This is a genomic window from Rhodanobacter sp. LX-99 (assembly GCF_018599185.1).
GTDB lineage: Bacteria > Pseudomonadota > Gammaproteobacteria > Xanthomonadales > Rhodanobacteraceae > Rhodanobacter.
In genome coordinates, this window is sequence record NZ_JAHFVL010000001.1 from 2,189,626 (window position 1) to 2,216,604 (window position 26,979).

Genomic DNA, 26,979 nt, shown 5'->3' on the forward strand with positions numbered 1-26,979 from the left:
GTGCAAGACATGACATCTGGCGGCATCAGGCGATCATTCACGGCAGCGGCGGCTCTCGCCCTTGCATCGTTCGGCAGCGTGGCCCTGGCCGCTCCCGGCCCGTGGCAGCTGAACATGGAGCGCGGCGCGAGCACCTGGTCGCCGGTGCCGTACCACCTGAACAACGTTTCGCTCGCCGTGTGCACGGTGATCGGCGTGCTGGTGTTCGGCGCGATGTTCATCGCCATGTTCCGCTTCCGCAAATCGCGCGGCGCAGTGGCCGAGAAGTGGTCGCACAACACCATGGTGGAAGTGGTCTGGACCACCATCCCGGTGCTGATCCTGATCACCCTGGCCTATCTGGCCACCGGTGGCCTCACCACCTGGGCCGACACCACCGGTTCGCAGATGACCGTCAAGGTCACCGGCTACCAGTGGAAGTGGCGCTACGACTATGTCGACTACATGGGCAAGTCGATCGACAAGGTCGGCTTCATGTCCAAGCTCGATACGCGCAGCGACCAGACCCGCCAGCTTGGTTCGGGCATGGATCCGTTCGCGGTCAAGGTCGGCGACGAAAACACCTACCTGCTTGACGTCGACAAGCCGCTGGTGGTGCCGGTCGACACCAAGATCCGCTTCGTGATCACCAGCGGCGACGTGATCCACTCCTGGTGGGTGCCGGCGACCGGCTGGAAGATCGATGCGATCCCCGGGATCATCAACGCGGCGTGGGCCAACTTCACCACGCCGGGCACTTATCGCGGCCAGTGCGCCGAATTGTGTGGCCAGGACCACGCCTTCATGCCGATCGTGGTGGTGGTGAAGTCCAAGGCGGATTTCGCCAAGTGGCTGGCCGAGCAGGAGGCGCCAGCCGCGGCACCTGCTCCGGCGCCGCAAACCGCACAGGTCGCCGCTCCGGTCGCCGGCAAGCAGGGCTGAGGCCGCTTGCCGCCTTTCCGGTGCATGTTTTTTTTGCAGTCGCATTCCATATTTCAGGTTAGAGGTGCAAGGCCATGTCCTACGCAGCCACCCATGATCAGCACGACGATCACCACGGCGCGCCGAAAGGTTTCTTCCAGCGCTGGTGCATGTCCACCAACCACAAGGACATCGGCACGCTGTATCTGATTTTCTCGCTGACGATGCTGTTCATCGGCGGCAGCTTCGCCATGCTGATCCGTGCCGAACTGTTCAAGCCGGGCATGCAGCTGATGCAGCCGTATTTCTTCAACGAAATGACGGCCATGCACGCGCTGGTGATGATTTTCGGCGCGATCATGCCGGCCTTCGTGGGCCTCGGCAACTGGATGATCCCGTTGATGGTCGGCGCGCCGGACATGGCGTTGCCGCGCATGAACAACCTGTCGTTCTGGATCCTGCCGTTCGCGTTCCTGCTGCTGCTGTCCACGCTGTTCCTGCCCGGCGGCGCTCCGGCCGGCGGCTGGACGATGTACCCGCCGCTGTCGCTGCAGAGCAGTTCGCTGGCCTACGCGGTGTTCGCGATCCACCTGATGGGCATCAGCTCGATCATGGGCGCGATCAACATCATCGCCACCATTCTCAACATGCGCGCGCCCGGCATGGACCTGATGAAGATGCCGGTGTTCGTGTGGAGCTGGCTGATCACCGCGTTCCTGCTGATCGCGGTGATGCCGGCGCTGGCCGGCGCGGTGACCATGCTGCTCACCGACAAGTACTTCGGCACCAACTTCTTCAACCCGGGCGGCGGCGGCGATCCGGTGCTGTACCAGCACATCTTCTGGTTCTTCGGCCACCCCGAGGTCTACATCATGATCCTGCCCGCGTTCGGGATCATCTCGGAAATCGTGCCGACCTTCGCGCGCAAGCCGATCTTCGGCTACAAGGCGATGGTGTTCGCGATCGCCTGCATCGCGTTCCTGTCGTTCATCGTGTGGGCGCACCACATGTTCGCGGTGGGCCTGCCGCTGGGCGCCGAAGTCTTCTTCATGTACGCCACCATGCTGATCTCGGTGCCGACCGGCGTGAAGGTGTTCAACTGGGTCGCCACCATGTGGGGCGGCTCGATGACGTTCGAGACGCCGATGCTGTTCGCCATCGCGTTCATCATCCTGTTCACCATCGGCGGCTTCTCCGGCCTGATGATGGCGCTGGTGCCGGCCGACTTCCAGTATCACGATACCTACTTCATCGTGGCGCATTTCCACTACGTGCTGGTCACCGGCGCGCTGTTCGCGATCATCGGCGCCTCGTATTACTGGATGCCGAAGTGGACCGGCAACATGTACAGCGAGTTCTGGGGCAAGGTGCATTTCTGGAACAGCGTGATCTGGGTCAACGTGCTGTTCTTCCCGCAGCACTTCCTGGGCCTGGCCGGCATGCCGCGCCGCATCCCCGACTACAACGTGGCGTTCGCCAACTTCAACATGATCAGCTCGATCGGCGGCTTCCTGTTCGGCGCCACCCAGCTGATCTTCGTGGGCGTGCTGATCCATTGCGCGTTCTTCTCGAAGAAGAAGGCCACCGATCGCGTGTGGGAAGGGGCCAAGGGCCTGGAGTGGACCATTCCGTCGCCGGCGCCGCACCACACCTTCGAGGTGCCGCCGGTGATCAACGACGATGAACTGGCTCACGGCCACGTGAACGATTGATCGTCCATCCGTCATGCCGGTCGCGCGGCCGGCATGACCTCGGGAGCAGAGTGACATGGCGCAGCAGACGATTCATGCGGCAACGGTCCAGCCAGACGGGAAGTCCCGTCGCGGCGTGCGGCGCACGGTCACGATACTTGCCGTGGTCGCGCTGGCGGTCTACCTGTCGACGTTCCTGCAAATCCTGCTGATGAAATAGCGTTCCAAGCGTCACATGTTTTCTTCAACCGGCCGGGTTCGACGACCGGCGTGCAGTTCCCCGGTCGGTGTGACGGGGCAAAAGTCATCAAGAGAAATCCACGGGGTTACACCATGGGTCAGCAACACGACGCTTACTTCGTTCCGACCAAGAGCTACTGGCCGTTTGTGGCCGCAGTGGTCATGTTCACCACCGTATTCGGTGCCGCGCACTGGTTGAACGCGGAGCCCGGCGAGACCGGCTTCGGCAAGTCCGTGCTGATCATCGGCGTGATCGGCGTGCTGGGCATGTTCTTCGGCTGGTTCCGCTCGGTGATCAACGAGTCGCTTGCCGGCAGCTACAACAGCCAGGTGGATACCTCGTTCCGCATGGGCATGATGTGGTTCATCTTTTCCGAGGTGATGTTCTTCGGCGCATTCTTCGGCGCGCTGTTCTACATCCGCATGTTCTCGGTGCCATGGCTCGGTGGCCACGGCCACGGCGTGCTGACCCACGAATTCCTGTGGAGCGACTACACCGCCGCCTGGGGCGCCAACGGGGGCAACGGCCCGGAACAGGCCGGCGGCGCGTTCCGCACCGTGCCGGCGTGGGGCCTGCCGCTGCTCAACACGGTGATCCTGCTCACCTCCAGCGTCACCGTGACGATCGCCCACCACGCGCTGCGTGCGGGCCACCGCGGCAAGATCCTGCTGTTCCTGGGGCTGACCGTGCTGCTGGGCGCGACCTTCCTGTATTTCCAGGCGCACGAGTACATCGAGGCCTACAAGGAACTGAACCTGACCCTGCACAGCGGCGTCTACGGCTCGACCTTCTTCATGCTCACCGGCTTCCACGGCATGCACGTGACCCTGGGCACGATCATGCTGGCGGTGATCTGGCTGCGCGTACTGAAGGGGCATTTCAACAAGGATCACCACTTCGGCTTCGAGGCGGTGGCGTGGTACTGGCACTTCGTCGACGTGGTCTGGCTCGGCCTGTTTATGTTCGTCTACATTCTTTGATTTCACGCGACGTCCTGTCGCGGAAGGCGAAGGTCAAGAACCGGCCATCCGTGGCCGGACTCTTCAAAAAAAGCGTCGCTCCGGTCAAGTTCAAATGCGAAGAAGCCCGCCGGATGGCGGGCTTCTTCGTTTAGCGGCGAACAGTCGGTGCCTCGTGGCGGTTACAATTACTGGCCGACGTCGTGCGGGTGCAGCCAACCCATCCAGATGCCGAACGCGACCATGGCAATGAACAGCAGCGACAGGCCGATGCGACGGGTCAGCGCCCACACCGTGCGCTTGTCGTCGTCCTTGTCGGTCATCATGAAGTACAGCGCCTGGCCGAGGCTGAAGATCACCACCAGCAGCACCACGACCAGCGCAATTTTATAGATGGTTTCCACGTGATTGATCCGATCCAGTTCGACATGGCCAGTATAACGGCCGCTGACAGGCGCCCGGCGTGACCGGATTCCGCCGTCCTTCGTGGTGGGCGCTGCTGCTGACCGTGGCCGGAGCGCTGCTGTTCATACGTCTGGGCGTCTGGCAGCTGCATCGCGCCGACTTCAAGGAAGCGCTTCTGCGACGGTATGCCGCGGCCGCCGCAGCGCCGCTGCAGGACTTTGCCAGGGTGGCCGACTCACCGCCGGCCGACGGCTTCCCGCGGGTAAAAGTCGGCGGCCATTACCTGGCCGACCGCCTGTACCTGCTGGACAACCCGAAGCATGACCGGCGTGGCGGCGTCCAGGTGTTCGCGCCATTGGCGCTGGATGGTCGCTCGTCGTTGTTGCTGGTCGACCTCGGCTTTCTGCCCGGCAACGGCAGCGACAAGGCGCCCCAGGTGCCGCCGTTGCCGACCGGCAAGGTGAGCTTGCAGGGACTGTATGTGCCGCCGCCGCCGGTCGGGTTCGAGATGGGTGGCAATGCGCTGGCGCGACAGGTCCAGTGGCCGAAGAGTGCGATCTTCCTGGACCCGGCGCAGGTCGCCGCTGATCTCGGGCGCCCGCTGTATCCGCGAGTGCTTGCGCTGGATCCTGATCCGGCGGCGGTCTACGAGCGCGAGCGCAACCTCGATTTTTCCTCGATGCCGCCGGCGCGGCATCGCGCCTATGCGTTCCAGTGGTTCACGTTCGCGCTTGCCGCGGTGGTGATCCTGCTGGTCGTGCATCGCAAGCGCAAGCCGCGCAAATCCTGATTCCACGAAGGTTGATGAAGTCCGATGAAAGCTGCTGATCCCGCCGCCGTGCGCAAGAGCCGAATGTTCCTGCTGCTGATCGTGCTGGCGTTTGTCGCGCCGATGATCGTCGCCGGCCTGCTCAGCTGGAGCGGCTGGCAGCCCGGCACCAAGGGCAACGGCGAGCCGATCCTGCCGCAGCGCAATTTCGTGGACGAACAGTTGCGCGTGCAGCTGGTGAATGGCCAGCCCTACGCCTGGCGCGACAGCGAGCCGCGGCTGACCCTGGTGGCGCTGGCCGGCCCCGGCTGCGCCACGCAATGCCTGGCCACGCTGACCAGCATGGCCGCCGCGCGGGTCACGCTGAACCGCAACCAGTCGCGTCTGCGCCTGCTCTACCTGGGCACGCCGCCCGCGGACGACGCGCGCGACGGCATGCGCAACTACTGGCAGCTCGGCAAGGACGTCGACGGCAAGCTGGCCAGCTTCCGCCCGAGCGCGCCGGACAGCGTGAGTGCGCTGCTGGTGGAATCCAACGGCACCGCGCTGTCGCTGTACCGGGCCGGGTTCGATCCGTCCGGGCTGCGCAAGGACCTGCAGAAGGTGATCAAGTGATGTCGCCGCGTTCGTTGCGGGCATTGCGCTGGCTGGCGCTGTTCGCGGCGGTGTTCGCGTTCGGCCTGGTGATGTTCGGCGCGTTCGTGCGGCTGTCCAATGCGGGCCTGTCCTGCCCGGACTGGCCGACCTGCTATGGCCAGGTCACCTGGCCGCAGCACGCGCAGGCGGTGGCGCACGCCGACGCGGCCTTCCCGGATCGCCCGTACGAGGCGCACAAGGCCTGGCGCGAGCAGGTGCACCGCTTCCTCGCCGGCACGCTCGGCGTGCTGGTGCTGCTGCTGGCGCTTATCGCCAGTTGGCGCCGGCGCGGCACGTTGCTGGCGGTGGTCGCCGGCGCGGTGTTCGCGGCGCTCGGGGTGGGCTTGTACATGCGCGGCGAGCATATGTGGTCGTCCGTGCTGGCGGCCTGCGCGATCGCGTTGCCGCTGCTCGCCGCGACCCGGCTGCAGCGTCCCGGCGCGTGGAAGATCTGCGTGCTGGCGCTGGCGGTGATCATCTTCCAGGCGATGCTCGGCATGTGGACGGTGACGCTCCTGCTCAAGCCGGTGGTGGTGATGGGCCACCTGCTCGGCGGCATGGCCACGTTCGCGCTGCTGGCGTACGCCGCGCTGCGTTTTGCCGGCGTGGCGGCGGCGGACGAACGCCACGCCGACCTGCGCCGGCTGGTGGCGATCGGCATCGTGCTGCTGCTGTGCCAGATCGCGCTGGGCGGCTGGACCTCGGCGAATTATGCGGCGCTGGCCTGCGGCTACGGCCCCGGCTCGTTCCCGCAGTGCCTAGGCCAGTGGGCGCCGCCGACGGACTTCCGCGAAGGCTTCGTGCTGTGGCGCGGCATTGGCGTCAACTACGAAGGCGGCGTGCTCGACATGGCCGCGCGCAGCGCGATCCAGATCGCGCACCGGCTCGGCGCGCTGGTGGTGTTCTGCTACCTCGGCTGGCTGTCGGTCAGGACGGCGCGGCGCGGCCTGCGCGTGTGCGGCCTGGCGATCGCGCTGGCGCTGGCGGGCCAGGTGCTGCTGGGCATCAGCAACGTGTACTTCGGCCTGCCGCTGGCCGTGGCGACCGCGCACAATGGCGTGGCGGCCCTGCTGCTGTTCACCCTGCTGGCCACGCTGGCACGCACGCAGCGGCGGCATGACGAATCGATGTTCCTGTCGTTGGGGCGACACTGAAGATGAGCGTTTTTCGCGAATACCTGCAACTGACCAAGCCGCGTATCGTCGCGCTGCTGGTGTTCTGCGCGGTGATCGGCATGTTCCTCGCCGTGCCCGGGATACCGCCGTGGCGCGCGCTGGTGTTCGGCACGCTGGGCATCTGGCTGGCGTCGTCGTCGGCCGCCGCGTTCAACCAGCTGATCGACCAGCGCATCGACAAGGTGATGGTGCGCACGGCGCACCGGCCGCTGGCCACCGGGCATCTGAATGCGCGCCAGGTCTTCGTGTTCGCGCTGCTGCTGGGCATCGCCTCGATGGCAGTGCTGGTGCTGCTGGTCAACACGCTGACCGCGGTGCTGACGTTTGCCGGGCTGATCGGCTATGCGGTGATCTACACCGCGTTCCTCAAGCGCGCCTCGCCGCAGAACATCGTGATCGGCGGCCTCGCCGGGGCGATTCCGCCAGTGCTGGGCTGGACCGCGGTCACCGGCGCGCTGCACCCGTACGCGCTGCAGCTGTGCCTGATCATCTTCGTGTGGACGCCGCCGCATTTCTGGGCACTGGCGATCTTCCGCCGCGACGACTACTCGCGCGCCCAGGTGCCGATGCTGCCGGTGACCCACGGCGTGGTGTTCACCCGCTGGCACATCCTGTTCTACACCGTGCTGCTGGTGCTGGTGACCCTGCTGCCGGCGCTGACCGGGATGAGCGGCCTGGTCTACCTGGGCGGCGCCGCGGTGCTGGGCGGGGCGTTCCTGTACTACGCCGTGCGTCTGCTGAATCCGCCGGACGAGCTGTACGCGATGAAGGTGTTCAATTACTCCATCGTCTACCTGATGGCGCTGTTCGCGTTCCTGCTCGTCGACCACTGGCTGGTCGATCCGGTCGTGCAGCAGGGGCTGGCGCTGCAGCCGGTCGTCTGACCGGCCCGCGCCGACGTCGCGTTGGTGCGGAAAAATTCAACTTGAACGTTGACACTTGCGCAACGCAGCACGACAATGCGCGCGCCCTCCGGCGCGCTGCGCCGGCCGGCTTCCTGTCCTGACTAACCAAGGCATATGGACGTTTACCCTAGTCGCAACGTCGACACCCGCTTGCATCGGGTGCCGGCGCCGCACAACAAGTTGAACGCCTGCGGCGACCGCCTGCGGTCGGCTGGTGCTTTCCGCTAGGGAAAGTCCGGCCCACTCCTGAGGACGCCGGCGGCGTCGTCATGAGGAGATGGGCTGATGAAGCTCCTTCACGATTTTTTCCGCCTGCGCCTTGCAGGCCTGCGCACCGCCTCCGTTCGCGGTGCCGCCGTGTCGCCCGAATTCAGCGTGACCGTACCCGCGCCGCTGGCCAAGCCGGCCGGTGGCGGCGTCGAGCGCGTCGCTACCGCTCCCGTGCGGCGCGAACCGGCGTCGTTCCTGAAGGCGCCGCGCCATCGGCGGCTGGGTTCCGGCCGCTGATGGCCGCCCTGATTCCGCGCAAGGGCTGGCCTCCGCCAGCGCCCTCCGGCACGGGCCGCGCCTGCGGCCGCATGAGCTAGCGTGATGGCGACCTGACGCCGCCAGCGCTTCGCCGCATCGGCATTCCGCCTCACGGAAGCGAAGCATGAGCAAGATTCTTCAAGCGCCCGCCGCCAGGCTGGTGGGCAAGGCTGCACCGCGGCCGGTGGTCGTGGCCGGGCAGGCGTTTTGCGCCATCGAGGCGCTGCTGGCCGGGCTGGATACGTCGATGCGCGGTCTCGACGCGGCGCAGATCGGTGCGCGGCTGCATCGCGACGGCGCCAACGAGGTGTCGCACGAGAAGCCGCCGCACTGGTCGCTGCAGCTGCTGCGCGCGTTCAGGAACCCGTTCATCGTGGTGCTGCTGGTGCTGGCCGGCGTGCAGCTGTTCACCGATCGCGGTGACTTGACCGGGCCGGTGATCATCGCGGTGATGGTGGCGATCAGCGTGGTGCTGAGCTTCACCCAGGAATACCGCTCCACCCGCGCCGCCGAGAAATTGAAGGCGATGGTGCGCAACACCGCCACGGTGACGCGGCGCGCCTCCGACGGCCACAGCGAGCGGATCGAGGTGCCGGTGGCCGAATTGGTCGCCGGCGACATCGTGCACCTGGGGGCGGGCGACATGGTGCCCGCGGACCTGCGCCTGCTCGGCGCGAAGGACCTGTTCGTCAGCCAGGCGATCCTCACCGGCGAATCGCTGCCGGTGGAGAAGTTCGCGCCCGCCCGCCCGAGCGTTGCCGGCGACAGCCACGCCAACCCGCTGGACCTGGTCACCATTTGCTACATGGGCACCAACGTGGTCAGCGGCAGTGCCACCGCGGTGGTGGTGGCGACCGGTGCGCGCAGCTATCTCGGCTCGCTGGCGCACAGCATGAGCGGCCAGCGCGTGCAGACCAGCTTCGACCGCGGCGTGAGCAGCGTCAGCTGGCTGCTGTTGCGCTTCATGGCGGTGATGGTGCCGGTGGTGTTCCTGATCAACGGGCTGGACAAGCACGACTGGACCGGGGCGTTCCTGTTCGCGCTGACCATCGCGGTGGGGCTGACCCCGGAGATGCTGCCGCTGATCGTCACCGCGAACCTGGCCAAGGGCGCGCTGGCGATGTCGCGGCGCAAGGTGGTGGTGAAGCGGCTCAACGCGATCCAGAACTTCGGCGCGATGGACGTGCTGTGCACCGACAAGACCGGCACGCTGACGCTGGACAGGATCGTGCTGGAACGCCACCTCGACCTCGACGGCGAGGAATCGGACGAGGCGCTGGAATACGGCTACCTCAACAGCCGCTTCCAGACCGGCCTGAAGAACCTGATGGACAAGGCGGTGCTCGAGCACCGCGACCTGGAGGCGGCGGCGCTGCGCTACCGGGTGGTCGACGAGATCCCGTTCGACTTCCAGCGCCGGCGCATGTCGGTGGTGGTCGCCGACGGCGGCGGTGAGCATCTACTGGTCTGCAAGGGCGCGGTCGAGGAGATGCTCTCGATCTGCGCGTACGCGAAGACCGGCGATGCGATCGAACCGATGACCGAGGCGCGTCGCCGCGAGATCAAGGCGATGACGCGCCGGCTCAACGAGGACGGCCTGCGCGTGCTGGTGGTGGCGGTGCGGCGCGAGGCCGCGCGCGAGCATGCCTACGGCGTGGCCGACGAGGGCGAACTGGTCGCGGTCGGCTGCCTGGCCTTCCTCGACCCGCCGAAGGATTCGGCCGCCACCGCGATCCGCGCGCTGCACCAGCACGGCGTGGCAGTGAAGGTGATCACCGGCGACAACGAAGCGGTGACCCGCAAGATCTGCCGCGAGGTCGGGCTGGACGTCGGCCATTCGGTGCAGGGCCGCGAGATCGAGGAACTGGATGACCCGGCGCTGGATGCGCTGGTGGCGCGGGTCACCGTGTTCGCCAAGATGTCGCCGCTGCAGAAGGCGCGCGTGGTGCGCTCGCTGCAGCGGCTGGGCCACACGGTGGGCTTCCTCGGCGACGGCATCAACGACGCGCCGGCGCTGCACGACGCCGACGTCGGCATCTCGGTGGACACCGCCACCGACATCGCCAAGGAGTCGGCCGACATCATCCTGTTGGAGAAGAACCTGATGGTGCTGGAGGAGGGTGTGCTGGAAGGCCGCGTCACCTTCGGCAACATCATGAAGTACATCAAGATGACCGCCAGCTCGAACTTCGGCAACGTGTTCAGCGTGCTGGTGGCCAGCGCGTTCCTGCCGTTCCTGCCGATGCTGCCGCTGCAGATCCTGGTGCAGAACCTGCTGTACGACATCTCGCAGCTGTCGATCCCGTTCGACCGCATGGACGAGGAATACCTGAGCCGCCCGCGCAAATGGGACGCCGGCGACATCGGCCGCTTCATGGTCTGGGTGGGGCCGGTCAGCTCGATCTTCGACATCACCACGTTCTGGCTGATGTGGCACGTGTTCGGCGCGAACACGCCGGCGCGGCAGTCGCTGTTCCACTCCGGCTGGTTCATCGAGGGCCTGCTGTCGCAGACCCTGATCGTGCACATGATCCGCACCCGGCGCATCCCGTTCCTGCAGAGCGTGGCGTCCGCGCCGGTGCTGGGACTGACCCTGGCGATCATCGTGGTCGGCATGCTGATCCCGTTCAGTGCGCTGGGCGCGAAGATCGGCATGGTGCCGCTGCCGCCGCTGTATTTCGCCTGGCTGGGGCTGACCCTGGCGAGCTACTGCGTGCTGACCCAGCTGATGAAGATCATCTACATCCGCCGCTACGGCCGTTGGCTGTAGGAAGCCGGCAGCTGTATCAGTCCGCCTCGCGGTCGTCCTCGGCGGCGGCGTGGACGCCGCGCGTCGCGTACCGGCGCGCCACCACCGCGCATACCATCAGCTGCAGCTGGTGGAAGATCATCAGCGGCAGCACCAGCGCGCCGAGGCCGCCGAGTTGGCCGGCGAACAGGATCTTCGCCATCGGGATGCCGCTGGCCATGCTCTTCTTGGAACCGCAGAAGACAATCGTGATCTCGTCCTCGCGCGAAAAGCCGAGCCGGCGTGCGGCCCAGGTCAGCGTGGGCATCACCAGCGCAAGCAGCAGCGCGCACATCGCCAGGGTGGACAGCAGGGCGGGGATCGGCGTGTCGCGCCACAGGCCGTCGACCACCGCGGCGCTGAACGCGGTGTACACCACCAGCAGGATCGTGCCCTGGTCGGTGTAGCCGAGCAGCGGCTTGTGGCGGTCGACCCAGCCGCCGATCCAGCGCCGCGCGACGTGGCCCAGCGCAAACGGCAGCAGCAGCTGCAGCATGATGTCACGCACGCCCTGCCAGGAGGCGCCGCCGCCGTGGCTGGCCAGCAGCAGGCCGACCAGCAGCGGGGTCAGCACGATGCCGATGAGGTTCGACATCGAGGCGCTGACCACCGCGGCGGAGACGTTGCCGCCGGCGATCGAGGTGAACGCGATCGACGACTGCACCGTGGACGGCAGCGTGCACACGAACAGCACGCCGAGGTAAAGCTCGGGCGTCAGCAACGCATGGCCGACCGGCTGCAGCGCCAGCCCGAGCAGCGGGAACAGCACGAAGGTGCCGGCGAACACGGTCAGGTGCAGCCGCCAGTGGGTCAGGCCCTGCACGATCGCCGTGCGCGGCAGCTTGGCGCCGTGCAGGAAGAACAGCAGCGCGATCGCCGCGTCGGTGATCCCGTCGAACACCCGCGCGGTCCCGCCGCGGCATGGCAGCAGCGAGGCCAGCAGCACGGTGGCGAGCAGGGCAAGGGTGAAGTTGTCCGGACGAACGCGACGCAGCGACATGCGGCCGGCTCAATCCAGCCCGCAGCGCGTGCGGCGCCGGTGCTTCCACCACAGCACCAGCACGGTCAGCAGCAGGACACCCACCAGCACCCACAGGCTGCTCTGGCCGCGATGCAGCCATTTCATCAGCCATTCGTGGTTGTCGGCGCCGAAGAAGCCCAGGTAGACCCAGAACGGCACGCTGATCAGCGCCGCCAGCGTGTCGATCAGCAGGAAACGCAGGAACGACACCCGATGGGTGGTGCCGGCGGTGAGGTAGACGGTGGTGCGCATGCCGGGCAGGAAGCGCGCGAAGAACAGCATGCGGTTGCCGTACTGGTCGAATTTTTCCTGCACCTTGACGTAGCGTTCCGGGGTCAGCACGCGTGCCACGAAACGCCACTGCAGGATGCGCGCGCCGTAGTGGTGGCCGAGCAGGAAGATGGCCGAGTCGCCCAGCAGCACGCCGAACATCGCCAGCGCGACCATCGCATGCACGTTGGCGTAGCCGAGCCCCGCGATCACGCCGCCGGCGACCAGGGTGATGTCTTCCGGCAAGGGCAGGCCGGCGCCGCAGATCATCAGCGCGATGAACACGGCGACATAGCCGTTCTCGGCGAAGATCGTGATCAGTTGCTGCAGCAGATCCATCAGTGTCCTTGCGCGTCACGCGAAACCCGCCCGGCCGCAGCCGGGCATGATCCCACAGTCGGATGGCGGTCGAGCCAGGCAGGATGACGCGGGGCGTCCATGGGCAGGCGGCACGTCATCGCGGTCAGGCCGAGGCCGCCGGCGGCCGCGCGCGGGCGGCCAGCAGCTCGCGCAGCTCCGTTTTCTCGGCGCTGTCCAGCGCGCCTTCGCGGCTCTTCGCGGTCAGAGCATCGCGGCGCTGGGTGATGGCCTGGTCCTCCATCCGCGCCAGGGCATCGAAGAACTCGGTGCGCTGGCTTTCCGGTTCGCCCACCGACATCGCCGCCATCAGTTTCTGCAGCGACGGATATTCCGGGCGCTCGGCAAAGTGCTCCACCAGCGTGGCGGAATTGATGCCGGGACGCGCGCGCGCGAGGTCGAGCAGTTCGGCAAGCAGGTCCACGCCGGGTTTGTCCAGGCGCAGGAAGCGATAGGGTTTCTCGACCTGGTCGGCCAGGCCCGGCTGCCCCAGCAGCAGCGAGATCGCACTGCGCACCAGGCTGCGCTGCACGGCGGTGGGGCGCTGCACGGCGCGGTGCGTGGCCGGGTCGGCCTGCAGCATCGCGCGCGCGCCGCTGCGCTTCTCCAGTTCCTGCGCCATCAGGTCGCGGAACGCGCCGTCGGGCAGTTTCGCGATCAGCGGGCGTGCGCGCTCGGCCAGCCGGGCGCGGCCGTCGAGGCTGGCCATGTCGACGTCGTGCGACAGTTCGTTGAAGAAGTAGTCGGACAGCGGCATCGCTTCCTTGATGCGCTTCTCGAAGCCCTCGCGGCCTTCCTTGCGCACCAGCGAATCCGGGTCCTCGCCGTCGGGCAGGAACAGGAAGTACGCCTGGCGGCCGTCGCGCAGGCGCGGCAGCGCCGATTCCAGCGCCTTCCACGCCGCGGCGCGGCCGGCGCGGTCGCCGTCGAAGCAGAACACCACGTCCGGCGCGGCGCGGAACAGGACCTCGGTGTGCTCCGGCGTGGTCGCCGTGCCCAGCGTGGCCACCGCGATCGGCAGCCCGGCCTGGTGCAGCGCGATCACGTCCATGTAGCCCTCGACCACCACGATCCGCGCCAGGTTCGCGTTGGCCTGCTTCACCTGCCACAGCGCGAACAGCTCGCGGCCCTTGTGGAACAGCGGCGTCTCCGGCGAGTTCAGGTATTTCGGCGACTGCTCCGAGCTCAACACTCTTCCGCCGAACGCGATCACGCGGCCGCGGCGGTCGAGGATCGGAAACATCAGCCGTTCGCGGAAGCGGTCGTACTTGCTGCCGCGTTCGCTCGACGCGACCATGCCGGCCTCGTTCAGCAGTTCCATCCGCCGCGGCGTGTTGCCCAGCGCCTTGATCACGCCGTCGTAGCCGGCCGGCGCCCAGCCGAGGCGGAAGCGCTTGATGGTCTCCGCGTCCAGGCCGCGCTTCCTGCAATAGGCCTGGGCGTCGGTGTTGCGCGGCAGCTCGCCTTCATACCAGCCGGCGGCCGCGTCGAGCAGCGCGTACAGGTCGGTCTTGTCCTCGCGCGGGCGTTCGTCGCGGCCGCCTTCGCGCGGCACGGTGAGGCCCACCGTCTGCGCCAGTTCCTCCACCGCGTCCGGAAACTCCAGCCGCTCGTAGTCCATCAGGAACTTCACCGCGCTGCCGTGCGCGCCGCAGCCGAAGCAGTGGAAGAACTGCTTGGCCGGGCTGACGTAGAACGACGGCGTGCGCTCGTTGTGGAACGGGCAGCACGCGGTCCATTCGCGCCCGGCCTTCTTCAGCGGCACGCGCCGCTCGATCACGTCGACGATGTCGACGCGGGCAAGCAGTTCATCGATGAAGCTGTCGGGAATCAGGCCGCGCATAGACCGCCTAGTCTAGTCGGTCGCCGCCGGGGAGGCTCGGACGGATTGCGCTAATCTGAGGCGAAATGTCACAGGGGAGGGGCGATGAACCGCGCTGGAGTGAGCTTTCGCGCCGCGGCGGCGGCGGACGTGGCGGCCGCCGTGCCGCTGATCCACAGCTCCGGCCCGGCCGCGTTCGAGTATGTGTTCGCGGTACCGGGGCTGGGCGACGCGCAGGCGTTCCTGCGGCGGGCGTTCGTCGATGGAGCCGGCGAGTTCGGCTGGCGCAACCACGTGGTGGGCGAGCTGGACGGCGCGGTGGTGGCGGTCGGGGCGGGTTACGGTGGCGCCACGAAGTGGAGCTTCACGCTGGCCGCGGCACGGCAGATCCTCGGTCACTACGGCTGGCGTCATGCGGCCGGGGTGATCGCGCGCGGGCTGAAGGTGGAGTCGGTGATTCCGCCGCCGGCCGGCGCGATGTACTACCTGGGGCACCTGGGGGTGGCGCCGTCGCTGCGTGGCCAGGGTGTCGGCTCGGCCCTGGTCGATCATCTGCTGGCCGCCCGGCCCACCGGTTCAGGCGGGCCGGTGGTCCTCGATGTGGCGGCGACCAATCCGGATGCGCAGCGGCTGTACCAGCGGCTGGGTTTCGCGGTGACCGGCGAGCGTCGCTCGACGCTGGCCAATGCGCGCGGGCAAGTGCCCGACCACCGGCGCATGCAATGGCAGGCGCCGGCCTGAGTCGTCGCTAGAACAGGCTGATCACGCCGATCACCGCCAGCACGGCCAGCAGGAACAGGATCACGAAGCACACGAACAGCACCTTGGCGATGGTGGCGGTGACTCCGGCAACCCCGCCGAAGCCGAGCCAGCCGGTGACCAGCGAAATGATGGCGAAGATGATGGCCCACTTCAGCATGTACTTCTCCTGCAGCAATGTGCGCCCGCACGGCGGAATCCCGGGCGGGTCACGGCGGTTGTAGCGGAGCGGGCGTGAACGCGATGCATCGTGTCGCTTGCCTGTGGCGGAGCGGAGCGGCAAGCTTCCCGGCCGGCCCCGGGAGTGACGAGCCATGGTGATCAGCGCGGTGGTGATGATCAAACAGCGTGCGATCGTGCGCGCGTTCGAGCGGGCTGCCGCGACCACGGCGGCGACTGCCTGCACGGCGGAGCAACTGGGGCTGAAACCGGGCATGGCCTGGTATCGGCTGGTGAGTCACGCGGTGCTGCGCTGTCCGGGCGAGGGGCGCTATTTCCTCGACGTGGCGAACTGGCAGCGGCTGCGCAGGCGCCGCCATCGCATGGCGCTGGCGGCGGTCGCCGGCGTGCTGGTGCTGCTGGGCTTGCTGTTCGTGGCCGGGACGCTCAGCCGGCCAGGCGCGCCTTGATCCGGCCCGAGACCACGCCCATGTCGGCGCGGCCGGCGGCCTTTTCCTTCACCGCGGCCACCACCTTGCCCATGTCGCGCGGCGACGTGGCGCCGGTTTCGGCGATCGCGGCGGTGATCAGGGCGTCGATCTCGTCGTCGCCGAGCTTGGCCGGCAGGTAGGTCTCGATCACCACCATTTCGGCGCGCTCGACGTCGGCCAGATCCTCGCGGTTGGCGGCGGCGTACTGGCTCACCGAATCCTTGCGCTGCTTCAGCATCTTCTCCAGCACGCTGAGCACCTGCACGTCGTCCAGCTCGATCCGCTCATCCACCTCGCGCTGCTTGATCGCCGCCAGCATCAGCCGGATCACGCCCAGCCGGTGCTTGTCGCCGCCGCGCATGGCGGTCTTCATGTCTTCGGTGAGCTGCTGCTTGAGGGTCATGGGCGGGGCCTCTGGGGTGGGATGTCGATTCTACGGAAACGACAAAGCCGGCGTTGTCCTTGGGACAACACCGGCCAATGTCGAATCCGAGTGCTTGCGGTGGCTGCGAGAACCCGCGCCGACCGTGTTTCCTGCATGCGCAGCGTGAAGACGCTGGCGGGCCTGCCGACGAACGGCGGGCGGAAACTCAGTACAGGCGGACCTTGCGCGAGACGTCGCGCGACAGGCGGCGCAGATGACGCTTCACCGCGGCGGCGCGCTTGCGCTTGCGCTCCTGGGTCGGCTTTTCGTAGAACTCACGCTTGCGCGTTTCGGCGAGGACGCCGGCCTTTTCGCAGGTACGCTTGAAACGACGCAGTGCGATCTCGAACGGCTCGTTCTCGCGAACTTTTACGTTGGGCATGGAAACTCCGAGTGGTAATCTGCCCGCTGGTACGGGACTGTCAAATAGGGCGAGCCGCGAATTATACCGTGGATACCACAGAATTTTCAAAGCCGGCGAACAAGCCCGTGCTGGGCATCGAAACCTCCTGCGACGAGACCGGGGTGGCGCTGCTGCGCTGGGAACCGGACGCGCCGGGCCGTGGCCTGCTGGCGCATACCCTGTACAGCCAGATCAAGCTGCACGCCGATTACGGCGGCGTGGTGCCGGAACTGGCCAGCCGCGACCATGTGCGCAAGCTGCTGCCGCTGATCCGCGAGGCGCTGGCCCAGGCCGGGCTGAGCGTGCGCGACCTGGGCGGGGTGGCCTATACCGCCGGTCCGGGCCTGGTCGGCGCCTTGCTGGTCGGGGCCTCCGCCGGGCGCGCGCTGGCCTGGGCGCTGGGCGTGCCGGCGATCGCGGTGCACCACATGGAAGGCCACCTGCTCGCCCCGCTGCTGGAGGACAACCCGCCCGAACCGCCGTTCGTTGCGCTGCTGGTGTCCGGCGGACACTCCATGCTGGTCGAGGTGAAGGCGATCGGCCAGTACACGATCCTGGGCGACACCCTGGACGACGCCGCCGGCGAGGCGTTCGACAAGACCGCCAAGATGATGGGCCTGCCGTATCCCGGCGGCCCGGCGCTGGCGAAACTGGCCGAACAGGGTCGCGCCGGCGCCTTCCGCTTCTCCCGCCCGATGACCGACCGGCCGGGGCTGGATTTCAGCTTCTCCGGCTTGAAGACCCAGGTGCTGCTGGCCTGGCAGCAGTCCGACCAGAGCGAGCAGACCCGCGCCGACATCGCCCGCGCGTTCGAGGAGGCGATCGTCGACACGCTGATCATCAAGTGCCGGCGCGCGCTCGAGGCCAGCGGCGCACAGCGGCTGGTGATCGCCGGCGGCGTGGGTGCGAACCGAAGATTGCGCAGCGAGCTGGCCAGGTCCGGCGAGAAAGACGGTTTCCAGGTGTATTTCCCGCGGCTGGACTTCTGCACCGACAACGGCGCGATGATCGCATTGGCCGGTGCGATCCGCCTGGCCGGCGGCCAGTGTCAGGACGAGACCGTGCAGGTACGTCCGCGCTGGGACCTGCAGAGCCTGCCCGCCGCCTAGCGCGCGTTCACCACTGCGTGCGCCCGGGCAGCAAGCCCTTCAATTCCGCTTCGGTGAGGTTGCGCCACTGGCCGGGTTTCAGATGAGCCAGCTTCACGTTGTCGATGCGCACGCGGCGCAGCTGGGTCACGCGGTAGCCGAACGCGGCGGCCATCAGGCGGATCTGCCGGTTCAGGCCCTGGGTCAGCACGATCGAAAAGCCGAATTTCGCGATGCGGCGGGTGCGGCAGGGCCGGGTCATCTGGCCGCGGATGCGCACGCCCTTGGCCATGCCGGCCAGGAACTCGTCGGTGACCGCCTTGTTCACGCCGACCAGGTATTCCTTCTCGTGGTGGTTTTCCGCGCGCAGGATCTCGTTGACGATGTCGCCGTTGCTGGTCAGCAGGATCAGCCCTTCGGAATCCTTGTCCAGCCGGCCGATCGGGAAGATCCGCTGCGGGTGGTCGATGAAGTCCACGATGTTGCCGTCCACGCTGTGGTCGGTGGTGCAGGTGATGCCGACCGGCTTGTTCAACGCGATGTAGATCGCCTTCTTCGCTGCCGGCGTGGCGGCCAGGATGCGCGCGCACACGATCTCGCCGTCGACGCGCACCTCGTCGCCTTCCAGCGCCTTGGCACCGGTGGTGACGACTTCGCCGTTGATGCTGACGCGCCCGGCGACCAGCAGCTCGTCCGCTTCGCGGCGCGAGCACAGGCCGGCTTCGCTGATGTATTTGTTGACGCGCATGGATCAGGGCCGGGATTGGGGATTGGGGATTCGGGATTCGCAAAAGCCACAAGCTCGCGAGAACGCGCCTTGCCGAATCCCGTATCCCGATTCCCGATTCCCGGCTTTCACGAGCGCAAGCCGACGCCGCGCTTGAGCAGCTGCAGCGCCACGATCGACAGCGCGATCACGAAGCCGATCATCACCACGAAGGCCATGCCCACGTGCACGTCGCTGATGCCGAGCACGCCGTAGCGGAACGCATTGACCATGTACAGGATCGGGTTGGCGCGCGAGATCGCCTGCCACGGTTCGCCCAGCATGTTCACCGAATAGAACACGCCGCCCAGGTAGGTCAGCGGGGTCAGGATGAAGGTCGGCACCAGCGCGATGTCGTCGAATTTCTTCGCGTACACCGCGTTGACGAAGCCGGCCAGCGAGAAGATCGTGGCGCCCAGCAGCACCGAGGCGAACGTGATCAGCGGGTGCAGCACGTGCAGGTCGGTGAAGAACAGCGCGATCAGCAGCACCAGGATGCCGACCACCAGGCCGCGCACCACGGCACCCGCCACGTAGCCGAGCAGGATCACCCAGTTCGGCATCGGCGACACCAGCATTTCCTCCACCGCGCGGCTGAACTTGGCGCCGAAGAACGAACTGGAGATGTTGCCGTAGCTGTTGGTGATGATGCTCATCATCACCAGCCCCGGCACGATGTATTGCATGTAGCTGAAACCGCCTTCGATGCTGCCGATGCGGCTGCCGATCAGCTTGCCGAAGATCACGAAGTACAGCGTCATGGTGATCGCCGGCGGAATCAGCGTCTGCGTCCAGATGCGCATGATGCGCACGATCTCGCGGCGGATGAGGGTATTCAGTGCGACGAGGTTGGCGGCGGCGTGGCTCATGCGACGACTCCAGCGGCCAGTTCGCTGCGGCCATGCTCCACCAGCCGCACGAACAGCTCCTCCAGCCGGTTGGTCTTGTTGCGCATCGAGGTCACCATGATGCCGTGCGTGGAAAGCGTCGCGAACAGCGAGTTGAGGTCGTGCGAGCGGGCCATCTCGGCTTCCAGCGTGTGCTCGTCGCGGCGGCGCAGGGTGACGTTGGGCAGGTTCGGCAGTTCGGCCGGGATGGTGGTCACGTCCAGCACGAAAGTCTCCACGTCCAGCGTCGCCAGCAGGCGCTTCATGCTGGTGTTCTCGATGATCGTGCCGTGGTCGATGATCGCGATGTTGCGGCACAGCGACTCGGCCTCCTCCAGGTAATGCGTGGTCAGGATCACCGTGGTGCCGGCCGCGTTGATGCCGCTGACGAAGTGCCACATCGAGCGGCGGATCTCGATGTCGACGCCGGCGGTGGGCTCGTCCAGGATCAGCAGCTTCGGCTCGTTCATCATCGCGCGGGCGATCATCAGCCGCCGCTTCATGCCGCCGGACAGCGTGCGCGCCTGCATCTGCGCCTTGTCCCACAGGCGCAGTTCCTTCAGGTATTTCTCCGCGCGTTCGGCGGCGATCCTGCGGGGGATTCCGTAGAAACCGGCCTCGTTGACGCAGATGTCGAACGGCTTCTCGAACTGGTTGAAATTGATTTCCTGCGGCACCAGGCCGATCAGCCGCATCGCGGCGCTGCGGTCCTTGTTGACCGACACGCCGAACACCTGCGCGTCGCCGGACGTGGAGTTCACCAGCGAGGACAGGATGCCGATCAGGGTGGACTTGCCGGCGCCGTTCGGGCCGAGCAGGGCGAAGAAGTCGCCGGGCTGCACGGTGAGGCTGATGCCTTTCAGCGCTTCGACGCCGTTGCCGTAGGTTTTGCGCAGATTGTCGACGACAAGCGCGGGGGCTGTATCTGGATACTGCGGGGACATGGGCTGCACCGAGGGGGTTAGCCCTTATTATAGCGGGCTACGCCCAGCCGCTCGGCCCTGCCCGACGGCACACACTGTTTCCGGAAATCTTTCATGGCCGACCACTTCCAGCTCCGTCTCGTCGACAGCCGCATGCTCGCGCCCGCGGTGCGCCACCTGGTGTTCGAGCGCGCCGACGGCCAGCCGCTGGCGTTCCAGCCCGGCCAGTTCCTGCAGGTGCACTTCCATTACGACGACGGCACGGCGACCAAGCGCAGCTACTCGGTGGCCACCGTCGGCGACGGCCACTCGCCGGTGCAACGCATCGAGATCGCGGTGAGCTACGTCGAAGGCGGCGCCGCCACCAAGCTGCTCGGCGAACTGCCGCTGAGCGGCGTGATCGACGCCAGCGGTCCCTACGGCCGCTTCTGCCTGCAGGAAACCGACAGCCACCCGCGCTACCTGCTGCTGGCCACCGGCACCGGCGTCACTCCCTACCGCGCGATGCTGCCGCAGATCGAAAAACTGCTTGCCAAGGGCGATCGCGAAGTGGTGCTGCTGTACGGCGCGCGCACCGAAGCCGAGCTGCTCTACGGCGAGGAGTTCGAGGCGTTCGCGCAAACCCATCCCGGCTTCATCTTCCACGGCTGCCTCAGCCGCGAAGCCCGCGCCACCCCGCGCCCCACCGACCGCAGCGGCCACGTGCAGAACGTGCTGGCCGAACTCGGTCCGCGCGCCGAGCGCGACATCGCCTACCTGTGCGGCAACCCGAACATGGTCGATGCGGCCTTCACCGCACTGAAGGAGTTCGGCCTGCCGGTGCCGCAGATCCGCCGCGAGAAGTACATCTCGTCGCGCTGAACGCGGCCCGTGTGTCATGGCCGGCGTGATGCAGGCCGCCATCGTGACGCATGGCGGGGTTGCCGTTCACCGATATGTCACGACCGATTCACTTCCCGAAGGCTAAATGGCCGGAGTGGGTGAACGGGCGGTCGTGCTCCGGGTCCGATCCTCCCCCGGCAATGTGATGCCCATCACATTTCCGGCGACAGGTTCGCCCGAGTCGATCAAGGTCGAATGGACCAGGCCGATGACCCGCTGAGAGGCTCCGCATCCGCGGGGGCGGTATCTCAAGGAGGTGAGCGGTATGAGCGGTCCGCTTGGCATTGCATTGGCAGGTCTGGCCATGCTCGTGGGCGTCTCGAGCGCATACGCGGCGAGCGGTCGCGTCGTGTTCTCGGGCGCGGTGGTCGAGCCGACCTGTCTCACCGAAGATGCCGATGGCGACATGGCGTCGCCGCCGGCCGCTGGACTTGCACCGCGCCGGTTGACCTGTGGCCGGACGCCGACCGAGCCTGGCCGTTCCTATTCGCGCACCGTGATCCGCCTCGACGCGGCGGGCGTTGCGAACAACCGGCTGCTCGATTACTTCGTCAGTTACGCGAACGCCGCCGACGCCCGGCTTGTCGTTCGGACCTATGAATAGGCGCGCTTATTGGTAGAAGACGTCGAAGGTCACGGTGGCCTTGACCGGGCCGCTGGTGACTGCCGGTGCGGTCTGGAAATACCGCGCGTAGTAGGGAATCGACGCGGTGGCCGCCGGAGTGACCACGGCCTGGGTCTCGAACGTCACCGCATTCGAATTGCCGTCGAGGATCTGCACGCCGACGCCGGAGGCATACCCGGCACCGGCCGGTGCCACCACGCCGGTGTGGCTGTCGGGAGACGCCGTGTGCATGGTGATCTTCGTTACCGCCGTACCGGGCGGGCACGACAGCCGGATCTGGAACGGTGTCTTGCCGGCGGTGGCGCCGACCCCGCTGAAGGCGGTGTTGAGCACCTTGGGCAGCGTCACGTCGATCGGGTTGGCGACGACCGTGCAGCTCGGCGTGGTGAAGGTGACGGAGTTGCCGAGCCAGAACGTTTCGGGGATCAGCGTGTTCCCCGATGAGTCGTCCCATCGCCAGTCCCCGAGCTTGCCCGCCGCCAGCACGTTGCCGGAGGCGACCGAGCCGGTCTTGATCAGCTCCAGGCCGGAGGTCACGCTGAACGTCGTGGATGAGACGGACGTGCTGTTGAGCGGATACACCGTCAGGTAGGCGCTCGGGTGCGTGATGCGGTAGCTGATGCCAGGTATGCCGGTGGCGTAGGTGAGGTTGTCCGCCAGGTAGCCGCCGCGGGTATTGACCACGCCGTAGGTCATCGTCTCGGCCGATTCCTGCCATTTGCCATTCCGGCGGTAAGAGCCGCACGTGATGGTGGGGGGATTGGCGGGGCCCGCCTGCGCCGAGGCGGCGAGTACCGTGCCATCAGGCGTGTTCGCCGCGATCGAGATGGTCGCGGGCAGTACGAAGGTGACCGAGGTGCTGCTGCCGGTGTCGTAGCGACATTCGGCGCGGGCGCCCAGCGGCGCCAGCACCAGCAAGAGCAGCGTCAACAGCAGGCTTGCCGTGCGCATCATGTTCCGCTCCCGGCGACCTGCGCCGCGTCGTGGGGTTGTCCGCAGGTCGCGTCGATCTGTTCGATGGCGCCGATGCCGCGCCGGTTCTCGGCGCGAGGCTGCAGCCGGTAGGAGAACGAACAGACCCGGGCGAGATCCTGATCCTGCCACTGCACGTTGAGGCGGCCGGTTTCATGGGCGGTACGCACCATGATGCGGCCGGCCTGGCCGACCACGCCGATCGGCTGGCCTTGCTCGTCGGTGACTTCCGCCCCGAACGGCAGCGTCGCGCCGTTCGGCAGGTGCGCCTGGATCAGCACGAAATGCCCGCTCTCGCTCTTGAACTTCACCATCACCACGGCGCCGGCGCGCGGCGCCACCTCGGTGCTGGTGCTGTCCAACTGCACGTCCAGCGGCAGGCCGGTGGGATCGATGCTGATCGTGTTGAGGATGTAGGGCGTGACGTACGGCACCAGCGCGTAGCCGGCATGGTCGATGCGCACGCCGGCCGCGTTGCCGACGCGCGCGCCCGCGGCGTCCGGCGCCTGCACGATCGCCACGGTGTCGCCCAGCGGCTGGCCGAAGGTGACGCCGCCCGGGTGCGCGACGATGCCGCCGGTCGCGCCCAGCGAAGCCTGCGAGTAACCGCTGCCCGCGCCGAAGCCGGCGTTGAGTTGCGCGTAGCTGCCGCGGTAGCCGGCGTTGACGCTGCCGGTGCTGCCCGCGCCGCCCGCCTGCCTGCTGTCGTGCGTGGCGGTGACGCCGTAGTTGAAGCGGTCGTCGACGCCGGCGGTGCCGCCCAGCGTGGCTTGTTCCTGCATGCCGCCGTTGCCGTCGCGGGTGAGCGTGCCGGTGAGGTTCGGGGCGTGCCGGCTGCTGCCCAGCGGAATCGTGAGGTTGAGCATGTAGCGGTTGTCGCTGCGTCCGAACAGGTCGCGCTCGCGGCTGGCCGAGAGGCTGTAGTTCATCCGGCCGATCGAGTTGTTGTAGCCGACCTGGAACTGGGTGTCGGTGCCGCTGCGGTTCCAGTAGTCGCGGGCCGAGCCGTTGAGGTAGAGCGAGCCGCCGCGGCTGCCCAACTGCTGGCTGAGGGTGAGGCTGAAGCTGTTGCGCTGGCGGTCCACGCCAGCCGGCACCAGGTAGTCGCGGTAGTCGCCGCCGGCCAGCGCGGCCTGCTGCGCCGGGGTCAGCAGGTCCGACACCGGCACGCCGTTGATCGTCAGCGGCCGGGCCGGGCCGGCCGCGAACACCGGCAGGCCGCGGCGCGCGTAGTCGCGCGCCCGCGCGGCGTCGCCCAGGGCGAGGTAGCCGCTGGTCGAGTAGCGGTAGGCGGCCACGCTCAGCGAGGTGCCGGTCTGCGCCAGCGTCTTGCTGTAGCTCAGGCGCACGCTCTGGCCGGACAGCGTGTCCAGGCCGGGGATGCGCGTGCGCGCGGTGGTGACGTCCATGGCGAACGCGCCATAGCGCGTGTTCAGCGCGCTGCCCAGCAGCAGGGCACCGTAGCCGGGCGAGCCTACCGCGCCGGCGTAGCCGGTCAGCAGATTGGAGAGGCCGCGCTGCACGGTGACCTGTACCACGTTCGGCTTGTTTTCGATCGTCTCGTCGCGCAGCTGGCCGGCGGCCACGCCGAAGCGCGTCACGCCCGGGCGCAGCAGCTGCGGCACCGAGGCGTACGGCACCGAGAAGGTATGCACGCGGCCGTTCGCCTCGGCCACGCTGACCTCGAGATCGCCGCCGTAGCCGGTGGCGTACAGGTCGTCGATGACGAACGGGCCGGGCGCCACGGTGGTCTGGTAGATCACCATGCCGTTCTGGCGCACGGTCACCTTGGCGTTGCTGTCGGCGACGCCGCGCACGGTGGGCGCGTAGCCGCGCAGCGACTGCGGCAGCATGCGGTCGTCGGTGGCCAGCTGCACGCCGCGCAGGCCGAAGCTGTCGAAGATTTCGCCGCTGGTCCACGCGTCGCCCAGGGTCAGCTGCGCGCGCAGCTGCGGCAGGTCGCGTTGCGCGTAGGTGGCGATGTTCTGCCAGTGGCGGCCGGAACGCATGCCGCCGGCACCGGTTTGCCAGTTCAGCGAGGAGTTGTGGCGCAGGTGCCAACGGCCCAGGTTCAGTCCGGCGTTAAGGCCGAGGTACGACGAAGTCTGCGTCAGGCCCCCGCTGCGGGTGCGGTAGCTGTTGAAGTTGTAGTTGAGCAGGCCGGCGTTCACCCCGGCATCCCAGTACTTCGGGTCGACGTAGCCGCGCGCCTGCTGTCCCAGGTAGGCCTGCGGCACGCTGGTGTCCAGGCGCAGGTCGGACATCGCGAAGCTCATGCTGGCGCCGGGAATCACGCTGGCGATGTCGACGCAGACGCGGTCGTCGGCCAGGTCGGCGGTGACGCGTGCCGACAACTTGTCCGGGTGCAGCCCCAGCCGATCGAGCAGCGCCGGGGTCACGCAGGGCGTGGCGCTGGCGTCGGCCGATGCCGCGGCGAAGCGCACGTCGGTGCGGCCGGCGGCGCCGCCGTTGAGGAAGAGGTCGACGCTGTAGCTGCCGGCGGGGATGAAATCGCCGCGTTCGAAGCGGGACAGGTCGGTGGTGTTCTGGCCCGCGCCGGAGAGCAGGCTGCGGTCGAAGCTGGCGTCCATGGCGTCGACGGCGTGCGCGCCGGCATCCGCACCCGTCGTCGCCGCGGCGGCGACATGGCCGCCCCAGCCGCACAGCGCCAGGCCGACCAGCGCGGACAGCAGCCGGCGGCGGGCGACGGGTTGGTGTCCGCCCGCAAGCGCGGCGCTGGCGCGCCCTGGCTTCACGGCGCAATCGTGCCCTGGTAGGAGGTCGCGGCGCCGAAATCGTTGAGGACCGTGTAGGCGACCACGGTGCCGGCCGCCGGCGCGCGGTGCAGGTTCTTGATCGGCAGGCGCAGCGTCGACAGCGGCGCGACCATGCCGTTGCCGGGCGCGTACGCCACGTTGTCGACGTTCAGCGACAGCTGGCTGAAGGTGATGTGGTACGGCGTGGGGTTGCGCGCCACCAGCGCGTAGCCCGCGCCATCGGCGGCCACGGTCCAGGTGACCTGCTTGGCGGCGTCGAGCGAATCGCCAGTCAGTCCGGCCGGGCGGAAGAACAGCTTCAGCCGCGAGCGCACGGCGAACTGCAGCGTGTTCTGCGCCTCGCCCGGTTTCGTCGCGGGCTTGGGCGGGATCTCCAGCACGTTCAGCCAGAACAGCGATTCGCGATCCTTCGGCAACGGCTGGTTGGTGTAGACGATGCGCAGGCTCTGGCCCTTGCCCGCATTCATGCGGAACAGCGGCGGCGTGATGAGGAACGGCACGTTCGCCGTATCGGGCGTCGACGCCGGGTTGCCGTCGTCGATCCACGCTTCGACCAGCGCCGGCTGGCCGCCATCGTTGCTCAGGCGCACGGTGACCTCGCCGTTCGCGGCCGGGAACACCACACGGGTACCGGCGATCACGACACTGGCGTGGGCGTTGGTCAGGGCCAGGCAAAGCGTCAGCAGCCCCGCGCCGAGAGCGCAGACGAGTTTGTTCATGGGGTGACGGATCCGGAGAGTGAGGCCGCAGCCGGCACTGCCGGCCGCGGCTGCAAGCGGCTTACAGGTAGTTCATCGTGAATTCGACGCTGGTGTTCGCCGAGCCCGCGCCTGCCGCGCCGCCGACGGCGACGTACTGCGCCGAGTAGTTCATGGTGGCGGCGCCGCCCGAGAGTGCGACGACCTGCGAGTTCTGCGCTGTCGCCGTGCCGTTGTTCAGCGGCATCACCTGGTCGCTGCCGTTCAGCAGCTGGATCTCCACGTTGGTGGCCGCGCCGACGCCGGTGAGCTTCAGGTTGCCGGTGGTGGCGTCGATGTTGGCGCCGGAGAACTGGGTCTGCACCGTGCTCAGGGCCGAGTCGCAGCCGGTGATGTTCAGGGTGAACGGGGTCTTGTTGGCAGTGTTGCCCGCCGTGCCAAGCACCGGCGCCAGCACCAGCGGCAGGGTCACGTTCTTGGTGGCCTGCGTGCCGTAGGCCGTGTTCTCGACCTTGCAGGTCTGGCCCACCACCTGGCCGGTGATGTTGATGGTGCCGTCGACGGCCTGGGCGGTCGGGGCGAAGCCGGCGGCGGCCATGACGGCGACCAGCGCAGTGGAAAGCAGGGTCTTGTTCATTGCTTGCGGTGTCCTTGATGA

General features: G+C 67.6%; 29 protein-coding genes. 15 read left to right on the forward strand and 14 right to left on the reverse strand.

All coding sequences use genetic code 11. From position 1 onward, the window contains the following. The first annotated feature begins 9 nt into the window (after positions 1-9). The 4 genes from coxB (at position 10) to KK131_RS10045 (ending at position 3,812) form a co-directional block, all read left to right on the forward strand. On the forward strand, positions 10-921 hold the full coding sequence (gene coxB, locus KK131_RS10030; protein WP_214556497.1) for a cytochrome c oxidase subunit II: 912 nt from the start codon (positions 10-12) through the stop codon (positions 919-921). A gap of 74 nt (positions 922-995) precedes the next feature. Beyond that, the gene (gene ctaD / locus KK131_RS10035) at positions 996-2,612 is read left to right on the forward strand and encodes a cytochrome c oxidase subunit I (protein ID WP_214556498.1); all 1,617 of its coding nucleotides are present in this window, start codon (positions 996-998) and stop codon (positions 2,610-2,612) included. Positions 2,613-2,667: 55 nt separating this feature from the next. Beyond that, the gene (locus tag KK131_RS10040; RefSeq protein ID WP_200935715.1) at positions 2,668-2,811 is read left to right on the forward strand and encodes a hypothetical protein; all 144 of its coding nucleotides are present in this window, start codon (positions 2,668-2,670) and stop codon (positions 2,809-2,811) included. 113 nt (positions 2,812-2,924) lie between these two features. Beyond that, positions 2,925-3,812, forward strand: coding sequence for a cytochrome c oxidase subunit 3 (locus KK131_RS10045; RefSeq protein WP_214556499.1), 888 nt, complete (start codon positions 2,925-2,927; stop codon positions 3,810-3,812). Positions 3,813-3,979: 167 nt separating this feature from the next. Here KK131_RS10045 and KK131_RS10050 read toward each other — a convergent pair whose 3' ends face one another. Continuing rightward, positions 3,980-4,195, reverse strand: a complete 216-nt coding sequence (locus tag KK131_RS10050; protein ID WP_007514059.1) for a twin transmembrane helix small protein — start codon at positions 4,193-4,195, stop codon at positions 3,980-3,982. Positions 4,196-4,254: 59 nt separating this feature from the next. Here KK131_RS10050 and KK131_RS10055 point away from each other — a divergent pair, with 59 nt between their 5' ends. The 6 genes from KK131_RS10055 (at position 4,255) to mgtA (ending at position 10,979) form a co-directional block, all read left to right on the forward strand. Then, entirely contained in the window at positions 4,255-4,986 is a 732-nt protein-coding gene (locus KK131_RS10055) for an SURF1 family protein (protein ID WP_214556500.1), read from the forward strand. A 24-nt stretch (positions 4,987-5,010) separates the two neighbouring features. Then, a complete protein-coding gene (locus KK131_RS10060) occupies positions 5,011-5,580 on the forward strand; it encodes a hypothetical protein (protein ID WP_214556501.1) in 570 nt (189 codons plus the stop codon). Next, a complete protein-coding gene (locus tag KK131_RS10065) occupies positions 5,580-6,755 on the forward strand; it encodes a COX15/CtaA family protein (protein WP_214556502.1) in 1,176 nt (391 codons plus the stop codon). Before KK131_RS10060 ends, KK131_RS10065 begins: the two co-directional genes overlap by 1 nt. 2 nt (positions 6,756-6,757) lie before the next feature. After that, the gene (cyoE, locus tag KK131_RS10070) at positions 6,758-7,660 is read left to right on the forward strand and encodes a heme o synthase (RefSeq protein WP_214556503.1); all 903 of its coding nucleotides are present in this window, start codon (positions 6,758-6,760) and stop codon (positions 7,658-7,660) included. 306 nt (positions 7,661-7,966) lie between these two features. Next, a complete protein-coding gene (locus KK131_RS10075; RefSeq protein WP_214556504.1) occupies positions 7,967-8,188 on the forward strand; it encodes a hypothetical protein in 222 nt (73 codons plus the stop codon). A gap of 145 nt (positions 8,189-8,333) precedes the next feature. After that, a complete protein-coding gene (mgtA, locus tag KK131_RS10080) occupies positions 8,334-10,979 on the forward strand; it encodes a magnesium-translocating P-type ATPase (RefSeq protein ID WP_214556505.1) in 2,646 nt (881 codons plus the stop codon). A 16-nt stretch (positions 10,980-10,995) separates the two neighbouring features. On the opposite strand, the gene KK131_RS10085 is transcribed toward mgtA, so the two are convergent. The 3 genes from KK131_RS10085 to dnaG all read right to left on the reverse strand — a co-directional run bounded on the left by KK131_RS10085 (position 10,996) and on the right by dnaG (position 14,488). Next, entirely contained in the window at positions 10,996-11,997 is a 1,002-nt protein-coding gene (locus tag KK131_RS10085; protein WP_214556506.1) for a bile acid:sodium symporter family protein, read from the reverse strand. A 9-nt stretch (positions 11,998-12,006) separates the two neighbouring features. Continuing rightward, positions 12,007-12,627: a DedA family protein gene (locus tag KK131_RS10090; protein WP_214556507.1), complete on the reverse strand. Its 621-nt coding sequence runs from the start codon at positions 12,625-12,627 to the stop codon at positions 12,007-12,009. A 124-nt stretch (positions 12,628-12,751) separates the two neighbouring features. After that, positions 12,752-14,488 (reverse strand): DNA primase, encoded by a 1,737-nt coding sequence (dnaG, locus tag KK131_RS10095; RefSeq protein ID WP_214556508.1) that lies wholly within the window; start codon positions 14,486-14,488, stop codon positions 12,752-12,754. An 84-nt stretch (positions 14,489-14,572) separates the two neighbouring features. On the opposite strand from dnaG, the gene KK131_RS10100 reads away from it, so the two are divergent. Then, positions 14,573-15,208, forward strand: a complete 636-nt coding sequence (locus KK131_RS10100) for an N-acetyltransferase (protein ID WP_214556509.1) — start codon at positions 14,573-14,575, stop codon at positions 15,206-15,208. A 7-nt stretch (positions 15,209-15,215) separates the two neighbouring features. Here KK131_RS10100 and KK131_RS10105 read toward each other — a convergent pair whose 3' ends face one another. Then, on the reverse strand, positions 15,216-15,386 hold the full coding sequence (locus KK131_RS10105) for a DUF1328 domain-containing protein (RefSeq protein ID WP_214556510.1): 171 nt from the start codon (positions 15,384-15,386) through the stop codon (positions 15,216-15,218). A gap of 154 nt (positions 15,387-15,540) precedes the next feature. Here KK131_RS10105 and KK131_RS10110 point away from each other — a divergent pair, with 154 nt between their 5' ends. Then, positions 15,541-15,855, forward strand: coding sequence for a hypothetical protein (locus KK131_RS10110; RefSeq protein ID WP_214556511.1), 315 nt, complete (start codon positions 15,541-15,543; stop codon positions 15,853-15,855). Here KK131_RS10110 and KK131_RS10115 read toward each other — a convergent pair. Together KK131_RS10115 and rpsU are read right to left on the reverse strand one after the other, a co-directional pair. Continuing rightward, complete coding sequence (locus KK131_RS10115; protein WP_214556512.1) at positions 15,833-16,279, reverse strand: GatB/YqeY domain-containing protein; 447 nt, start codon at positions 16,277-16,279, stop codon at positions 15,833-15,835. The genes KK131_RS10110 and KK131_RS10115 overlap by 23 nt on opposite strands. Positions 16,280-16,466: 187 nt before the next feature. Continuing rightward, complete coding sequence (rpsU, locus tag KK131_RS10120; RefSeq protein WP_007081639.1) at positions 16,467-16,682, reverse strand: 30S ribosomal protein S21; 216 nt, start codon at positions 16,680-16,682, stop codon at positions 16,467-16,469. A 68-nt stretch (positions 16,683-16,750) separates the two neighbouring features. Here rpsU and tsaD point away from each other — a divergent pair, with 68 nt between their 5' ends. Then, positions 16,751-17,812 carry a tRNA (adenosine(37)-N6)-threonylcarbamoyltransferase complex transferase subunit TsaD gene (gene tsaD / locus KK131_RS10125; protein WP_345777276.1) on the forward strand — a complete coding sequence of 354 codons (1,062 nt, stop codon included), beginning with the start codon at positions 16,751-16,753 and terminating at the stop codon, positions 17,810-17,812. A gap of 7 nt (positions 17,813-17,819) precedes the next feature. Here tsaD and KK131_RS10130 read toward each other — a convergent pair whose 3' ends face one another. From KK131_RS10130 to KK131_RS10140, 3 genes are all read right to left on the reverse strand, one after another. Beyond that, entirely contained in the window at positions 17,820-18,539 is a 720-nt protein-coding gene (locus KK131_RS10130; protein WP_214556513.1) for a pseudouridine synthase, read from the reverse strand. A 107-nt stretch (positions 18,540-18,646) separates the two neighbouring features. Next, a complete protein-coding gene (locus KK131_RS10135) occupies positions 18,647-19,426 on the reverse strand; it encodes an ABC transporter permease (protein WP_214556514.1) in 780 nt (259 codons plus the stop codon). Further along, positions 19,423-20,388, reverse strand: a complete 966-nt coding sequence (locus KK131_RS10140; protein ID WP_214556515.1) for an ABC transporter ATP-binding protein — start codon at positions 20,386-20,388, stop codon at positions 19,423-19,425. The genes KK131_RS10135 and KK131_RS10140 overlap by 4 nt, the downstream gene beginning before the upstream one ends. A 93-nt stretch (positions 20,389-20,481) precedes the next feature. On the opposite strand from KK131_RS10140, the gene KK131_RS10145 reads away from it, so the two are divergent. Together KK131_RS10145 and KK131_RS10150 are read left to right on the forward strand one after the other, a co-directional pair. Next, the gene (locus KK131_RS10145; RefSeq protein WP_214556516.1) at positions 20,482-21,228 is read left to right on the forward strand and encodes an FAD-binding oxidoreductase; all 747 of its coding nucleotides are present in this window, start codon (positions 20,482-20,484) and stop codon (positions 21,226-21,228) included. A gap of 286 nt (positions 21,229-21,514) precedes the next feature. Beyond that, positions 21,515-21,853 (forward strand): hypothetical protein, encoded by a 339-nt coding sequence (locus tag KK131_RS10150; protein WP_214556517.1) that lies wholly within the window; start codon positions 21,515-21,517, stop codon positions 21,851-21,853. A gap of 6 nt (positions 21,854-21,859) precedes the next feature. Here the strand turns inward: KK131_RS10150 and KK131_RS10155 are convergent, their stop codons facing one another. From KK131_RS10155 to KK131_RS10170, 4 genes are all read right to left on the reverse strand, one after another. Continuing rightward, positions 21,860-22,828, reverse strand: coding sequence for a fimbrial protein (locus tag KK131_RS10155; protein WP_214556518.1), 969 nt, complete (start codon positions 22,826-22,828; stop codon positions 21,860-21,862). Next, positions 22,825-25,602: a fimbria/pilus outer membrane usher protein gene (locus KK131_RS10160; protein WP_214556519.1), complete on the reverse strand. Its 2,778-nt coding sequence runs from the start codon at positions 25,600-25,602 to the stop codon at positions 22,825-22,827. Before KK131_RS10160 ends, KK131_RS10155 begins: the two co-directional genes overlap by 4 nt. Next, positions 25,599-26,342: a molecular chaperone gene (locus KK131_RS10165; RefSeq protein ID WP_214556520.1), complete on the reverse strand. Its 744-nt coding sequence runs from the start codon at positions 26,340-26,342 to the stop codon at positions 25,599-25,601. Before KK131_RS10165 ends, KK131_RS10160 begins: the two co-directional genes overlap by 4 nt. A gap of 61 nt (positions 26,343-26,403) precedes the next feature. Further along, complete coding sequence (locus tag KK131_RS10170; protein ID WP_214556521.1) at positions 26,404-26,958, reverse strand: fimbrial protein; 555 nt, start codon at positions 26,956-26,958, stop codon at positions 26,404-26,406. Positions 26,959-26,979: the final 21 nt, after the last annotated feature.